The sequence below is a fragment of the Streptomyces sp. NPDC048192 genome, from assembly GCF_043202415.1.
In the GTDB taxonomy this organism is placed as follows: domain Bacteria; phylum Actinomycetota; class Actinomycetes; order Streptomycetales; family Streptomycetaceae; genus Streptomyces.
The window spans coordinates 67,024-81,945 of record NZ_JBIDAL010000002.1; the positions used below are offsets into that span (position 1 = coordinate 67,024).

At 73.5% G+C, this 14,922-nt stretch carries 14 protein-coding genes; 4 read left to right on the forward strand and 10 right to left on the reverse strand.

Annotated features, from left to right (window positions below):
- Positions 1-16: 16 nt before the first annotated feature.
- The gene (locus tag ACGFZN_RS03130) at positions 17-2,356 is read right to left on the reverse strand and encodes an FHA domain-containing protein (protein ID WP_393856732.1); all 2,340 of its coding nucleotides are present in this window, start codon (positions 2,354-2,356) and stop codon (positions 17-19) included.
- Between the two features lie 82 nt (positions 2,357-2,438).
- Positions 2,439-2,849: a hypothetical protein gene (locus tag ACGFZN_RS03135; RefSeq protein WP_393856733.1), complete on the reverse strand. Its 411-nt coding sequence runs from the start codon at positions 2,847-2,849 to the stop codon at positions 2,439-2,441.
- Between the two features lie 312 nt (positions 2,850-3,161).
- On the opposite strand from ACGFZN_RS03135, the gene ACGFZN_RS03140 reads away from it, so the two are divergent.
- A complete protein-coding gene (locus tag ACGFZN_RS03140) occupies positions 3,162-3,545 on the forward strand; it encodes a nuclear transport factor 2 family protein (RefSeq protein ID WP_393856734.1) in 384 nt (127 codons plus the stop codon).
- 77 nt (positions 3,546-3,622) lie between these two features.
- On the opposite strand, the gene mgrA is transcribed toward ACGFZN_RS03140, so the two are convergent.
- On the reverse strand, positions 3,623-4,615 hold the full coding sequence (gene mgrA / locus ACGFZN_RS03145) for an L-glyceraldehyde 3-phosphate reductase (RefSeq protein ID WP_393856735.1): 993 nt from the start codon (positions 4,613-4,615) through the stop codon (positions 3,623-3,625).
- Between the two features lie 143 nt (positions 4,616-4,758).
- On the opposite strand from mgrA, the gene ACGFZN_RS03150 reads away from it, so the two are divergent.
- Positions 4,759-5,685, forward strand: coding sequence for a LysR substrate-binding domain-containing protein (locus ACGFZN_RS03150; protein WP_393856736.1), 927 nt, complete (start codon positions 4,759-4,761; stop codon positions 5,683-5,685).
- Positions 5,686-5,760: 75 nt separating this feature from the next.
- Positions 5,761-6,276, forward strand: a complete 516-nt coding sequence (locus ACGFZN_RS03155) for a DUF664 domain-containing protein (protein ID WP_393856737.1) — start codon at positions 5,761-5,763, stop codon at positions 6,274-6,276.
- Here the strand turns inward: ACGFZN_RS03155 and ACGFZN_RS03160 are convergent.
- The 6 genes from ACGFZN_RS03160 to ACGFZN_RS03185 form a co-directional block, all read right to left on the reverse strand.
- Positions 6,258-7,328 carry an adenosine deaminase gene (locus ACGFZN_RS03160; protein WP_393856738.1) on the reverse strand — a complete coding sequence of 357 codons (1,071 nt, stop codon included), beginning with the start codon at positions 7,326-7,328 and terminating at the stop codon, positions 6,258-6,260. The two genes, ACGFZN_RS03155 and ACGFZN_RS03160, sit on opposite strands and share 19 nt — an antisense overlap.
- A gap of 45 nt (positions 7,329-7,373) precedes the next feature.
- The gene (locus ACGFZN_RS03165; RefSeq protein WP_393856739.1) at positions 7,374-7,763 is read right to left on the reverse strand and encodes a VOC family protein; all 390 of its coding nucleotides are present in this window, start codon (positions 7,761-7,763) and stop codon (positions 7,374-7,376) included.
- A 486-nt stretch (positions 7,764-8,249) separates the two neighbouring features.
- On the reverse strand, positions 8,250-9,176 hold the full coding sequence (locus ACGFZN_RS03170; protein ID WP_393856740.1) for a M56 family metallopeptidase: 927 nt from the start codon (positions 9,174-9,176) through the stop codon (positions 8,250-8,252).
- Positions 9,176-9,553, reverse strand: coding sequence for a BlaI/MecI/CopY family transcriptional regulator (locus ACGFZN_RS03175; protein WP_393856741.1), 378 nt, complete (start codon positions 9,551-9,553; stop codon positions 9,176-9,178). The genes ACGFZN_RS03170 and ACGFZN_RS03175 overlap by 1 nt, the downstream gene beginning before the upstream one ends.
- 932 nt (positions 9,554-10,485) lie before the next feature.
- Positions 10,486-11,436, reverse strand: a complete 951-nt coding sequence (locus tag ACGFZN_RS03180; RefSeq protein WP_393856742.1) for an aldo/keto reductase — start codon at positions 11,434-11,436, stop codon at positions 10,486-10,488.
- Between the two features lie 130 nt (positions 11,437-11,566).
- Complete coding sequence (locus ACGFZN_RS03185) at positions 11,567-11,944, reverse strand: VOC family protein (protein ID WP_393856743.1); 378 nt, start codon at positions 11,942-11,944, stop codon at positions 11,567-11,569.
- 189 nt (positions 11,945-12,133) lie between these two features.
- On the opposite strand from ACGFZN_RS03185, the gene ACGFZN_RS03190 reads away from it, so the two are divergent.
- Positions 12,134-13,171: an acyl-CoA dehydrogenase family protein gene (locus ACGFZN_RS03190; RefSeq protein ID WP_393856744.1), complete on the forward strand. Its 1,038-nt coding sequence runs from the start codon at positions 12,134-12,136 to the stop codon at positions 13,169-13,171.
- A gap of 604 nt (positions 13,172-13,775) precedes the next feature.
- Here ACGFZN_RS03190 and ACGFZN_RS03195 read toward each other — a convergent pair.
- The gene (locus ACGFZN_RS03195; RefSeq protein WP_393856745.1) at positions 13,776-14,918 is read right to left on the reverse strand and encodes an LLM class flavin-dependent oxidoreductase; all 1,143 of its coding nucleotides are present in this window, start codon (positions 14,916-14,918) and stop codon (positions 13,776-13,778) included.
- Positions 14,919-14,922 lie beyond the last annotated feature (4 nt).

A 14,922-nucleotide genomic window follows, 5' to 3' on the forward strand; every position in this document is an offset into this window, starting at 1 on the left:
CGTTCGCCTGCTTCCGCTACTTCCGCATCACGGCGGGCTCCTGCCGGCGCAGCAGCCGTGCGACGACGAGCCCGTAGAGGACGGAGAGCACCACCAGCATGGCCAGATCGAGCAGCCAGACGCCCGTCGAGTGGCGGAAGAGGGGGTCGGCGGTGAGCTTGCCGGGGACGGTCCCGGAGAGTCCGACCGTGCCGGCCATGGCGCCGAGCGCCCAGCGGGAGGGCACCAGCCAGGACAGCTGCTCCAGACCGGGCACACCGTGCAGCTTGAGCAGGGCCCCGCAGAACACGACCTGGACGATGGCGAGCAGCACCAGCAGCGGCATCGTCACCTCCTCCTTGCGGACCAGCGCGGAGACGAGCAGGCCGAGCATCATCGCGGTGAACGCGAGCAGGGCGACGGCCAGGGCGATCTCGGCGAGCGGCGGCAGCAGGACGCCCCTGCCGCCGGGGCTGTTCAGATCGACGCCGAGTAGGGCGACCAGGGTGAGGACGACGGCCTGGACGACACTGACCGTGCCGAGCACCACCACCTTCGACAGCAGATAGGCGGAGCGGGGCAGTCCGACGGCGCGTTCCCGCCGGTAGACCACGCGTTCCTTGACGAGTTCGCGCACCGCGTTGGCGGCGCCGGTCAGCACCGCGCCGACGCACAGGATGAGCAGGGCGTTCATCGCGGTGTCCCGGCCGAGCCGGCCGCCCGCCAGGGCGCGGGCCATGGCGCCCATGACGAACGGCAGCGCGATCATGACGGCCAGGAAGGTGCGGTCGGCGGCGAGCACGGCCGCGTACCGCCGGATCAGGGTGCCGAGCTGGGCACCCCAGCCGCGCGGGTGGGGCGGCGGCGCCGGGGTAACCGGGGCGGGGCCCGGGTGGTGGGGCTGGGTGGTGGCCTCGGTGACGTAGTGCCGGTGGAACGGCGACTCGCGGTACTCGCGCGCCCAGTCGCGTTCCGGGTCCCGGTCGAAGGCCTCGAAGGCCTCCGGCCACTGCTCGAAGCCGAAGAAGGCGAGGGCGTCCTCGGGCGGCCCGTAGTAGGCCACCTTGCCGCCGGGGGCGAGCACCAGCAGGCGGTCGCAGACGCCGAGGCTGAGGACGCTGTGGGTGACCACGATGACGGTGCGGCCGTCGTCGGCGAGGCCGCGCAGCATGTGCATGACCGACCGGTCCATGCCGGGGTCGAGTCCGGAGGTCGGCTCGTCCAGGAAGAGCAGGGACGGTTTGGTGAGCAGTTCAAGGGCCACGCTGACCCGCTTGCGCTGGCCGCCGGAGAGGCTGTGCACGGGCTGGTCCGCGCGCTGCTCGAGGCCCAGCTCCCGGACGACCTCGTCCACCCGGGCGCGCCGCTCGGTCCGGGCGGTGTCCTCGGGGAAGCGCAGTTCGGCGGCGTACGACAGCGCGGCGCGCACGGTGAGCTGGGGGTGCAGGATGTCGTCCTGCGGGACGAGTCCGATGCGCTGGCGCAGTTCGGCGTAGTCGCGGTAGAGGTCGCGGCCGTCGTACAGGACGGTGCCCCGGTCGGCGGGGCGCTGCCCGGTCAGGGCGTTGAGCAGCGTGGACTTTCCGGCGCCGCTCGGTCCGACCACGGCGAGCAGGCACTTCTGAGGCACCGGGAAGGACACGTGGTCGAGGAGCACCTTCCGGCCGCCGTCGACGGCGACGGTGAGGTCCTGGACGTCGAGGGAGATCTCGCCGGTGTCGACGTACTCCTGGAGTTCGTCGCCGACCAGGCTGAAGGCGAAGTGGCCGATGCCGACGACGTCGCCGGGGCGGATGGGGGCGCGGGTGACGGGCCGGCCGTTGAGGTAGGTGCCGTTGTGGCTGCCGAGGTCGACGATCTCGTACGTGCCGTCGGGGTGGGCGCGCAGTTCGGCGTGGCGGCGGGAGACGACCAGGTCGTCCACCACGAGGTCGTTGTCGGCGGCCCGGCCGATGCGCGCCGAGCGCACGGGCAGCGGGCGGACGCTGCTGGGCCGGCGGAAGGTGCCGGTCAGCAGCGGCTGCGACACCGCGGAGGGACGGCCGGGGGCGGGCGGCGGGGCGCCGGTGAGGACGGCGCGGGGGCCGTCGGTGGGGTTGCCGAAACGGATGACGCTGCCGGGGTGCACGCCCCACTCGTCGACCCGGTGGCCGTCGGCGTAGGTGCCGTTGGTGCTGTGCTGGTCCTTCAGCGTCCAGCGGTCGCGGTCGCAGCGCAGCACGGCGTGGTGCCACGAGACCCGGGCGTCGTCGAGGACGATGTCGCTGAGCGGGTCGCGTCCGACGTGGTAGTCGTGGCCCGGGCTCATCACCGTGGAGCCCGTGTCGGTCTCCACGAGGAGTTCGGGCGCCGTGAAGGCGACCGGCCGCTCCGTCATGGCCAGAATTCTACCGATTCACCCGGTTTTGCGCCCGAGTCCCTTCCGGGGTCCGGGGGGAAGCGGCGGCGGCGTACACGTGTCAGGCGACGGGTACGACGAGCGCCGGCAGGGTGCGCTGCATGCGCAGCGCGTCGACGGACTCGGCGAGCAGTTCGTACTCGGTGGTGTCGTCGCTGGCGGCGATCCGCACCAGCCGCCCGCCGGCCAGCTCCTCGGCCACCCGCTCCTGCCAGGCGTCATCGGCGCACCAGGCGCGCAGCAGGGCGGGCACGTCGGCCACCGTGCCGGCGACCGGCACCAGCGAGCCCGCAGGGAAGGCGGGGTCCTCCGGGCTCGGATCCAGGCGTTCGGCGATCCAGGAGGCGCGGTCGCGCAGCCACCACAGGGCCAGGGCCAGCGTCGGCGCGCGATAGGTGCCGAGCGGTACCCCGATGCGCCGGCCGTCGCACATGCCGTACGCCGTGACATGGCACAGGAATTCGTCGTGCACGTCCCACTCCCCCGTCGCCTCGCTGCTGCCGGTCCGGCCCTCGCTCTCCGTGCGGCTCCTGTGCGGTGAAGTGCCCCTGTTGTTCGAGTATCGCCACGGCCGAAACACTGTCACCACGAGTTTCCGGCCAGTCTGTTGGCATATTCACCGCCCGTTCTGGCCGGAATGCGGCGGGAGTTAGGGGCCGTGGCCATTACCCGGCAGGTAATCGACCCGCTCCCCGGTGCTCCGGCATGGTGGTCACACCGGATCGGCGACGCCACGGATCCGGGTCCGACCAGCGGTTACGACCTCGATGGAGGCTGATGCAGCATGTCCGTGAACACCGAACGTTACGAGAACGCCGCCGCCCGTTACTTCGAGGCCTGGAACGCCACCGAGCCGGAGGCGCTGAAGAAGGCGGTCGCCGCCGCCTGGACCGCCGACGGCGGCTACACCGACCCGCTCGCCGACGTCCGCGGCCACGACGGCATCGCGGCCGTGATCGCGGCGGCCCACGAGCAGTTTCCCGGGTTCGTCTTCCGCCCGCTCGGCGCGGTGGACGGGCACCACGACACCGCGCGCTTCGGCTGGGAGCTGGTCAACGAGGCCGACGGCTCGGCGCCCGTGGCCGGGTTCGACGTCGTCACCCTGGACGACGAGGGCCGCATCCGGCAGGTGCTGGGCTTTCTCGACCGGGTGCCGGCGACGGCCTGACACGGCCGGTCCGGCGGTGAACGGCCGGGGGGAGGCGAGCGAGCGGCTCACCTCCCCCCGCCCGCCGGTCCGGCGGCTCAGTCCTTCACGATCGCGTCGATCCGCGCGAGTTCGTCGGCGTCGAAGTCCAGGTTGCCGAGGGCGCCGACGCTGTCCTCAAGTTGCCGCGGGCTGCTCGCGCCGACCAGTGCGGAGGTGACCCGGCCGCCGCGCAGCACCCAGGCGAGGGCCAGCTGGGCCAGGGTCTGGCCGCGGGAGGCGGCGATCTCGTCGAGGGCGCGCAGGCGGGCGACCAGGTCCTCGGTGACCGCGTCCTTGCTCAGGAAGGGGCTGTCGCTCGCGGCGCGGGAGTCCTCGGGGATGCCGTCCAGGTAGCGCCCGGTCAGCAGGCCCTGCTCCAGCGGGGAGTAGACGATGGAGCCGACCTGGAGTTCGTCCAGGGCGTCGAGCAGGCCCTCGTCCTCGGGGCGCCGGTCGAGCATCGAGTAGCGCGGCTGGTGGATGAGGAGCGGGGTGCCGAGCTCGGCGAGGATGCGGGCGGCCTCGCGGGTCTGCTGCGCCGAGTAGTTGGAGACGCCGACGTACAGCGCCTTGCCCTGCTGCACCGCGGTGTGCAGGGCGCCCATCGTCTCCTCCAGCGGAGTGTCCGGGTCGGGGCGGTGCGAGTAGAAGATGTCGACGTAGTCCAGGCCCATCCGGGCGAGGCTCTGGTCCAGGGAGGAGAGCAGGTACTTGCGCGAGCCCCATTCGCCGTAGGGGCCGGGCCACATCAGGTAGCCGGCCTTGGTGGAGATGACCAGCTCGTCGCGGTACGGCCCGAAGTCGGCCCTCAGCGCCTCACCGAGCGCGGACTCGGCGGCGCCGGGCGGCGGGCCGTAGTTGTTGGCGAGGTCGAAGTGGGTGACGCCCAGGTCGAAGGCGCGGCGCAGGATCGCCCGCTGGGTCTCGACAGGCCGGTCCGGGCCGAAGTTGTGCCACAGGCCGAGGGACAGCGCGGGGAGCTTCAGTCCGCTGCGTCCGGTGCGCCGGTAGGGCATGTCGGCGTAGCGGTCGGGGTGTGCGGTGTACAACGCGACTCCAGAGGGGTTGGCACACGGTGTTCCCGGCTCCCGGGAGCGGCGGGCTCCCGGTCGCCGGTCCCACTCTTCCCCGCGGGCCGGGCAGCGGTCCAACAGAAGAATCCGATGGAATTGTGCGGCTAGGCTTCTCAATCATGGAACTGCGCCATCTCCAGCACTTCGTCGCCGTCGCCGAGGACCAGCATTTCACCCGGGCCGCCGAACGTCTCATGGTGTCCCAGTCGGGCCTGTCGGCGTCCATCCGGGCGCTGGAGCGCGAGCTGCGGGCGCCGTTGTTCGTGCGCACCACCCGCCGGGTCACGCTCACGGAGGCGGGGCGGGCGCTGCTGGGGGAGGCCGAGCGGATCCTGGCGCAGGTGCGCGCCGCGCACGAGGCGGTGGCGGCGGTGCAGGGCGTGCTGCGCGGCACGCTGGCCCTCGGCACCGAGCAGTGCATCGCCGGGGTGCACGTCGCCCGGCTGCTGGCCGCGTTCCGGGGCCGGCACCCGGACGTGGAGATCCGGCTGCGGCAGGCCGGCTCGGGCGCGCTGGCCGAGGAGGTCGGTGCCGGCCGGCTCGACCTGGCCTTCGCCTACCGCACCCAGGCGGACAGCGACCAGCTGCGTTCGGTGTCGCTGACGAGCGAGCCGATGACCGTGCTGTGCCATCCCGGGCACCGGCTGGCCTCGGCCGGGGCGGTGCTGACCCCGGAGGACCTGGCCGGCGAGGTCTTCGTGGACTTCCACCCGGACTGGGGCCCGCGGCGCACCACCGACGCCGCGTTCGCCGCGGCCGGGGTGCGGCGCACGGTCGCACTGGAGGTCAACGACGTGCACAGCCTGCTGGACCTGGTGGACGAGAACCTGGGGATCGCGGTCGCACCCCGGCACTTCCGGCACAAGCGGCCCTCCCTCACGGCGCTGCCCCTGAAGGGCACGGGCGAGACGGAGTACGAGACCGTGGCGCTGCTGCCCCCGGACCGCGCCACCAGCCCCGCCGCCCGGGCGCTCGTCACCCTGCTGGAGACCGCCGGCGAGACAGGGGGCCTCCTACCGCGAGAGGGTGCCCAGCCCTCCTGCTGACGTCCGCCCGCCGCACAGCGGACCTCGGCCGGATTCCGGGCGCGTGACCGCCCGCTGTTTGGGATGGTGGACGGTATGCATGCCAAGGACATCCTCATCGACGGCTACGGCCGCATCCAGGAAGAAGTCCATGCCGCCCTCGACGGCCTCGGCCCGGACGCGCTGCACCACCGTCCGGCGCCCGACGCCAACTCCATCGCCTGGCTCGTCTGGCATCTCACCCGGGTGCAGGACGACCACGTCGCCGACGCGTTCGACCTCGACCAGGTGTGGCTGAGCCAGGGCTGGGAGAAGCGCTTCGGCCTCGACCTGCCCCGGCACGACACCGGGTACGGGCACAGTCCCGCGAAGGTCGCGAAGGTGCGGGTCGAGTCGGCCGACCTGCTCACCGGGTACTACGACGCCGTGCACGAGCAGACGCTCGGCGCGCTGCGCTCACTGGCCGCCAAGGATCTGGAGCGGATCGTGGACGAGCGCTGGGATCCGCCGGTGAGCCTGGGCGTGCGACTGGTGAGCGTCCTGTCCGACGACCTTCAGCACGTCGGACAGGCCGCCTACCTCAGGGGGCTCGTTCAGAGCGCGGCCGCGTAGCCCGGCAGGACGACGTCCTCGATGAGGGCCTTGCGCTCGTCGAACGGGAGGAACGCGCTCTTGACGGCGTTCACCGTGACCGTGCGCAGGTCCTCGACGCTCCAGCCGGCCTCCTCGACCAGCAGGGACATCTCCCGGGTCATCGTCGTGCCCGACACCAGCCGGTTGTCGGTGTTGAGGGTGACCCGGAACCCGAGGTCCTTCAGGGCCGTGATCGGGTGCTCGGCGATCGAGGTGGCGCAGCCGGTCTGCAGGTTGGAGGTGGGGCACATCTCCAGGGCGATCCGGCGGTCGCGCACCCAGGAGGCGAGCCGGCCGAGCTTGCCGTCCACGATGTCCTCGGTCAGGCGCACCCCGTGGCCGATGCGCTGGGCGCCGCACACCTGAAGGGCCTGGTGGATGCTGGGCAGGCCGTGCGCCTCGCCGGCGTGGATGGTGAAGGGCACGCTCTCGCGGCGCAGGTGCTCGAAGGCCTCGAGGTGGTCGGCGGGCGGGAAGCCGTCCTCGGCGCCGGCGATGTCGAAGCCGACGACCCCGGCGTCGCGGTAGGCGACGGCCAGGTCGGCGGCCTCACGCACGCGGTCGAACATCCGCATCCCGCACAGGAGCGTGCCGACCCGGACGGGAGTGCCGGCGGCGGCCGCCTTGGCCATGCCGGCGGCGAGCCCCTCCTGGACGGTCTCCACGACTTCGCGCATCGACAGCCCGCCCCGGGTGTTCAGCTCGGGGGCGTAGCGCACCTCGGCGTAGACGACACCGTCGGCGGCGAGGTCCAGCACGTACTCCTCGGCGGTGCGCAGCAGGCCCTCACGGGTCTGCATGACGGCGAGGGTGTGCTCGAAGGTGGCTATGTACCGCACCAGGTCGCCGGAGTTGGCGGCCTCGAAGAACCAGGCGGCCAGTTCGCCGGGATCGGTGGCGGGCAGGGTGTGACCGACCTCGGCCGCCAGTTCCACGAGGGTGGCGGGGCGCAGGCCGCCGTCGAGGTGGTCGTGCAGCACGGCCTTGGGGAGGCGGCGGATCACATCGGTGTCTACGCGCGTAGTAGTCATGGCGGGTCTTTCCTTGAGCAGGCGGTTCGAAGCGGTGGGAAGGAGTCAGCCGGCGGGCTGCAGCAGGTCCCAGCGGTTGCCGTAGAGGTCCTGGAAGACGGCGACGATGCCGTACGGCTCGTGCCGTGGCTCCTCCAGGAAGGCCACGCCGGCCGCGGTCATCCGGGCGTGGTCGCGGGCGAAGTCGTCGGTGTGCAGGAAGAACCCGACGCGGCCGCCGGTCTGGTCGCCGACCCGTGACCGCTGGGTGTCGTCCTTGGCGCGGGCCAGCAGCAGACCGGTGCCGGCGGCGCCGCCGGGCTCCACGACGACCCAGCGGGAGCCGTCGGGACGCGGGGCGTCCTCGGCGAGCCGGAAACCCAGGGCCTCGGTGTAGAAGCGAATGGCGTCGTCATAGTCGTCGACGACGAGGGTGACCAGGGCGACGCGTCGCATCGGGACCTTCCGGTGGGGGTGGTTAGCGGGTGAGGTTATACGTAAAACGCGTGTGCGCGCCAGTCCTGGTCTACGCGCATTGCCTGGTTGGTGGCGAGAAGCCGGTGGAGATCTGGTGCGGGGCGGGCGTCCGGGATCTGGTGCAGGGCGGGCGTCCGGGATCTGGTGCAGGGCAGGCGTCCGGAATCTGGTGCAGGGCGGGCGTCCGGGATCTGGTGCAGGGCAGGCGTCCGGGACCTGGTGCAGGGCAGGCGTCCGGGATCTGGTGCAGGGCGGGCGTCCGGGATCTGGTGCAGGGCAGGCGTCCGGGATCTGGTGCGGGGCGGGCGTCCGGGATCTGGTGCAGGGCGGGCGTCCGGGATCTGGTGCAGGGCAGGCGTCCGGGATCTGGTGCAGGGCAGGCGTCCGGGATCTGGTGCAGGGCAGGCGTCCGGGATCTGGTGCAGGGCGGGCGTCCGGGATCTGGTGCAGGGCGGGCGTCTCGGCTCAGGGAGCCTCGTCGCCCTGGGCGATCTCCACGCGGTGGTGGACGTCGGCGAGTCCGGCGACGGAGGCCGTGCAGGAGACGGCCGTGCAGGTGATCAGCAGGGCGGCGATCGCACGGCCGGCCCGCGGTACGAGGGGGGCGGCCAGCAGGGCCTGGACGCGCTGCGGAACGGGACCGGTGGTCGCGGCCGGCACGAAGCCGGGGCGCTCGGCGCCGGCGCCCTGGCCGGCGAGGGCCGCGCGCGCGACGGCGCGGGCGGTCAGGCGCCGGTCGCCGACGCTGGCGGCGGCGGCCTCGTCGGCGACGCGCTCGGCGGCGAGGCGGATCGTGTCCCGGACCGGACGCAGCGCCGGATGGCAGTGCGCGGCGAGTTCGGCGGCGGCGAGGAAGTAGTGGTGGCGGCCGTCGTTGTGGGCCCGCTCGTGCGCGAACAGCACCTCCCGCTCGGAGCCGTCCAGGCTGCGCAGCATGGCGGTGGTGACGACTATGCGGTGCGGACGGCCGGGCAGTGCGTAGGCGTCCGGACGGGCCGAGTCCACCACACACAGATCACCGGCCGCGGGCCGGCGCCCGGCCTCTGCCTGAGCGGCGCGGAAGGCGCGGGTCTGGCGCAGCACCGAGCGCACGAGGGTCCAGCCGCAGACCGCGAGGGCGCCGACGGAGGTCGCGGCGGCCGGCAGCACGACGACATCGGAGGCGGTGCGCAGCGGGTGGATCAGCTCGCCGACCGCCGCGAAGAGCGGGACCTTGAGCAGCCCGATGAGCATGAACGAGCCGAGCGCGGCCAGCGAGCAGCCGGCGAGGACGACCGCGCAGACGGTGACGGCCCACAGCGCGGCGACCGGGGTGAGCCGGCCCAGGGCCCGGCGGGCCAGCGCCGGCAGGGCGAACGGCAGCAGCAGGGGCAGCAGGAGCAGTGCGGTCATCATTCGCCGGCTTCGAGCAGGTCCCGCAGGATGCGTTCGTCGTCGGGGCTCAGCTGGGCGACGAACCGGGCGAGGACGGTCTCGCGGTCGCTGTCCCGGTCCAGCTCGCTGTGCATGCGGCGGGCGGTGAGACCGTGGGCGTCCTGCACGTCGCGGACCGCGAGGTAGGCGTATCCGCGGCCTTGGCGGTGCCGCTCGACGACGCCCTTGTCGTACAGGCGGGTGAGGATCGTGGTCACCGTCGTGCGGGCCAGGTCGGCGCCGAGGCTGCGCTGCACCTGGCCAGCCGTCTGCGGGGCGCCGGCGGCCCAGAGCGCGGCCATGACGCTCGCCTCGAGCTCACCGGCCGGCCGGCGCTCGTCCTTAGCCTCGGTCATGGAACGTCCCTCACCCCGTCTTGGTCTGGCGGCCCGGGCGACCGTCTACACGATAGTAGTCAACAGATCGTTCGCACGGCTGTGCCCCCGCGCCCATTATGCGAGGAGCGCTCGCGGTGCCCGCCGCCCGCGGACGGAGCAGCGCGAACAGGGGCGGGCGGAAAGCGCCGGACGGCTCGACCCGACCGGCCCGTGGGCCACCGTCCGAAGGACCGGCCCGCCGCCGCCCGGCCGGAGGCTGCCGGGCACCTCCGGTGAGGGGGCCGGGGGGCAGGGGCGGTTTCCCCGAGGAGGGCGGCCGGGTTGGGGGCGGGTGGTTCGGTGCGCGCGGCGACGGGTACGGGCCCCGGGCCCATCGGGGCTCCGGCCCGCGCCCGGCGCCGGCGCCAGTCCCGCGCAAGGTGCGTCGCCGCGGGGCAGACGCCTTGGCGCCGGGCTCGGGCGGCCGTAGTGCTCAGCCTGCGCCCCGGGTGGCCCCGGGGATACCGCGGTCGGCACAATCCGATCCCCCGGGCACGGGTGTATCGCCGCGGGGCACGCGCCCTGGCCCTGGGCCCGGACGGCCGTCGTAATCCGCCGCCACCCCCAATGACCCGGGGCACCGCGGTCGGCCCAGACCCATCCAAGCCCCGGCCTCGCCTCCGGCCCAGGCACCAGCCCTGGGCCAAGCCCCCAGCCCTGGGCAACGATGCGACGCCGCGGGACACGCGCCCCGGCCCCAGGCCCGGACGGCCGTCGTAATCCGCCGCCACCCCCAATGACCCGGGGCACCGCGATCGGCACAGACCCATCCAAGCCCCGGCCTCGCCCCAGGCCCAAGCCCCGGCCTCGCCTCCGGCCCAGGCACCAGCCCTGGGCCAAGCCCAGCCCTGGGCAACGATGCGACGCCGCGGGACACGCGCCCCGGCCTCAAGCCCCGGCGGACGTAGTGATCAGCGCCACCCCGGATGACCCCGGGATACCGCGGTCCGGGGCGTGTCAGTTCGTCGGCCGTGGAGCGTGTTCAGGCGGGACAGTTCGTCGGCGGTGAGGCGCAGGGCGCCGGCGGCGATGTTCTCCTCGACGTGGTCGGGGTTGCCGGTGCCGGGGATGGCGAGGACGTGCGGGCCCTGGTGCAGGGTCCAGGCGATGCGGATCTGCGCGGGACCGACCCCGTGGGCGCGGGCGATGTCGCGCACGGTGTCGTCGTGGTCGTCGGCCGCCGCCCGCGCTCCCGCGTTGCCGGCGACGGCGTAGAACGGCACGAACGCGATGCCGTGCTCGCCGCACAGGCGGAGCATCTCGTCGTCGAGGGGGTCAGGGCGGTCGAGGGCGTACCGGTTCTGCACGCACACCACCGGGGCGATCTCCAGGGCCTCTGCGAGGTGGCGCGGCTGGACACCGGAGATGCCCAGGTGCCGGATCAGCCCGGCGGCGCGCAGCTCGGCGAGCACGCCGAAGTGCTCGGCGATCGAATCCTGGTTCTGACGGCGGAAGTTGACCACGTCGAGGTGGTCGCGCCCGAGCTGGCGCAGGTTCTCCTCCACGTGACCGCGCAGCTGGTCGGGGCGGGCGGGATCGCCCCACTCTCCGTAGTAGTCGCGGAAGGGACCGACCTTGGTGGTGATGACGAGGTCGTCGGCGTACGGGGCGAGGGCCGTGTTGATCAGTTCGTTGGCGGAGCGCGTGGCGGAGAAGTAGAAGGCGGCGGTGTCGATGTGGTTCACGCCGAGTTCCACGGCCCGGCGCAGCACGGCGATGGAGCGGGCGCGGTCGCTGGGCGCGCCGAGGTGGAACGCGGCACTGCCCGTCAGCCGCATGGCTCCGAGGCCGATGCGGTGAACGGGCAGGTCACCGAGTGCGAAGGTGCCGGAGGCTTCCGCGGTGATCGTTTCAGCGGTCATTCGGCGGAGTCTCGCACATCTTCCTTGCCGTGCAAGGGAATTAGGACGGCGGGCTGCTCCAGCGACGAGCGCCGATGCGGTGGGCCGTCGTGTGCCGGCGGGCCCGGGCCGCGCCGGGTACGCAGGATCGTCAGACCGGGTTGAGGCGGGCCTTGAGCAGACAGAACTCGTTGCCCTCGGGGTCGGCCAGCACGTGCCACTGCTCCTCGCCGGTCTGGCCGATGTCGGCCGGGCGCGCCCCGAGCTTCAGGAGGCGTTCGAGCTCGGCGTCCTGGTCCCGGTCGGTGGGGTTCACGTCGATGTGCAGGCGGGTCTTCCCCGGCTCCGGTTCGTCCCTCTGGCTGAGGATGATCGTCGGCTGGGGGCCGCCGAACCCTTCGCGCGGTCCGATCTCGATGCAGCCTTCTTCGCGGTCGAGCACCACGAAGTCCAGGACCTCGCACCAGAACCGCGCCAGCACCTCGGGATCGCGGCAGCCGAGCACGAGTTCACTGATACGACATGCCATGGACGAAACCTGCTTTCAGCGTGGCGAACCCCGGGACCGGCCGCCCGCGGAGCGGTCGGACTCCCCGCAGCGGCGACACGCTCGGGACCGTACCGGACGAGCCGAGCACACGCGATGGCTTTTCGGGGCCGTGGCCCGACCGGCCGGGCCGCGCGACGAGGCCGCACCGTCTCCGAAAGAATCCTCCGTATGACAGCCACCGCCCCGCACCCGCTCGTCGACCGCGCCCACCGGCTCGCCACGGACCTGCTCGCGCCCGAGGCCGAGCGGGTCGACCAGGAGGGAGTCCCGGTCAGTCACATCGAGGCGCTGAGACGGTCGGGGCTGCTCGGCGTGGCCGCTCCGGTCGAGTACGGCGGCTCGGGCGCGCCGCCGGACGTGCTGCGTCGGACCGCGGAGATCCTGGCCGGGGCGTGCTGCTCGACGTGGTTCGTGCAGACCCAGCACCACACGCCGGTGAGGATCCTGGCCAAGGGTGAACCACCCGTGCGGGAACGGCTGCTGGGCCGGCTGTCGCGCGGGGAGCTGCTGTCCGGGGTGGCGTACGCGCATGTGCGGTCGTATCCGCGCGTCCCGGTGGGGGTCCGCCGGGAGGGCGGCGGATGGCGGTTCGACGGAACCGTGCCCTGGTACACCGGGTGGGGGCTGAACGACGTGATGCTCCTCGCCGGTGTGACGGAGGCGGGCGAGGTGCTCCTCGCGTTCGCCGAAGCCCGCGAGCAGCCGGGGCTGCGGGCCTCGGAGCCGATGCGTCTCGCGGCGCTCACCGCCGCGCGCACGGTGTCGCTGGAGCTTTCCGGGCTGTGGCTGCCCGAGGAGGCGGTGGCCCTGCGGATGCCCTACGAGCAATGGGCGCCGGTGGACCGGGCCAGGACCCTGCACACCAACCCGGCGGTCTTCGGCGTCGCGCAGGCCGCCCTGTCCCTGCTGGATCCGCAGACCGCGGCTCCCCTCACGGCCCGGCTCACCGACATCCGCCGGCGCGCCTATGCCCTGGCCGACCATCCGGCACCGCTGGAGCGGGTCACGGAACGGCTTGCGGTGCGCGCGGAGGCGTACGAGCTACTGCGTACGGCCACCACGGCGGCGGTGGTCGCCGGAGGCGGCCGCTCGATGACCCTGACCCACCGCGCCCAGCGCCTCGCCCGCGAGGCGCTGTTCCTCCTGGTGCAGGGGCAGACGACGGAGAACCGCACGGCACATCTGCGAGCGCTGGGCTGCGCTTGACCGAGGACCGCCGGCCGGGCGGTGTCCGAGCCTCCCTCCGGTCGTCACCACCGCCTCCGCAGGCAACCCTGGGTCCGGGTGGCCGGCCGTGGCCGCCGCGGCGAAGGCGAGGCCTGCGCCCGGGTCGCGGCGCCGAGGGCGCAGGACGAGTGGACCGGCGCAGCCGGGTGCGGTGCGGGGCCATGGGCTGAACGGGAGCGCGGCAAGGGCCTGTTCGCGATCCCGGAGCGGACAGCCGCGCATGCCCGCGCCTGGGCCGGACGGGCGAGGCCGTGCGGGCCGAAGGCGTCGAGCGCCGCCCGACGGACGGCGGGCCTGCCCCCGGCTCCGGTGGCCGTCGGCCGTGGCGGCGGTCACCACCACGGCCGTCCCGGCGACCACCGTGCCGCACTCCCCCGCGGCCACGCATTCCGGCCGCCACCACACCGACTCGGCGTCCGAGGGGAACTCATGCGCAGCGCAGTACACGGCACCACGACCACTTCCTCGGCGTCGGGTCGGGCACGGACCGGGCGGCGGCAGACCTCATGTCACCGCCCCGGCGGCGTCGTTCGGCTCTCGTGTCCTGGCTCCGCGGTGCGGCCGGGCCGGCCGCGCAGGCCGGTCAGTTCGCGAACGGCACCTGGGCCGAAGCAGCCGGGACCTGGCCGGCGGGATGGGTCCACAGGCCCTGCCCGGCGAGCCGGGGCAGCACGCCCTCGCCGAACCAGTACGCCTCCTCCAGGTGCGGATAGCCGGAGAGGACGAACTCGTCGATGCCCAGGGCGTGGTACTCCTTGATCCGTTCGGCGACCTCGTCGTGGCTGCCGACCAGGGCGGTGCCCGCTCCACCGCGCACGAGGCCGATCCCGGCCCACAGGTTGGGATGGATCTCCAGGTTCTCCCGCTTGCCGCCGTGCAGGGCGAGCATGCGCTGCTGCCCTTCGGACTCGCTCCGCCCGAGCCCCGCCTGCACCGCCCGCACCGTCTCCGGGTCGAAGCCGTCGAGCAGCCGGTCGGCCTCCGCCCAGGCCTGCGCCGAGCTGTCGCGCGTGATGACGTGCAGCCGGATGCCGAAGCGGAGGGCGCGGCCGTGTGCCGCGGCCAGCCCTCGGATCCAGGCGACCTTCCCGGCGACCTGGGCGGGCGGCTCCCCCCAGGTCAGATACACGTCCGCGTACCTGGCCGCGACCTCGCCCGCCGCGGGCGAGGAACCGCCGAAGTACACCTCGGGCACCGGATCGGGCGCCCGGCTCAGCCTGGCGTCCTCGACCCGCAGGTGCTCCCCGTGCAGGTCGACGCTCTTGCCGTCCCACAGGTCGCGCACGATGTGCAGGAATTCGCCGGTACGCCGGTACCGGGCGTCCTTGTCGAGGAAGTCGCCGTAGGCCCGCTGCTCGTGGCTCTCGCCGCCGGTGACCACGTTCAGCAGCAGCCGTCCGCCGGTCTGCCGCTGGAAGGTGGACGCCATCTGCGCGGCGAGCGTCGGCGAGACGGAGCCCGGCCGGAACGCGACGAGGAATTTCAGCCGCTCGGAGTTCTGGCTGACCATGGCGGTGGTCAGCCACGCGTCCTCGCACCAGGCACCCGTCGGGGTGAGCGCGCCCGCGAAGCCGAGGTCCTCGGCGGCCCGGGCGATCTGGCTCAGGTAGGCGACCGTCGGCGGCCGGTCCCGGCCGGAGGCGGTGGCCGGGGTGCCGTGGCCGCCGCCGACGACATGGCGGCTGTCGCCGTTGGTGGGCAGGAACCAGTGGAAGGTGAGGGACACGTGG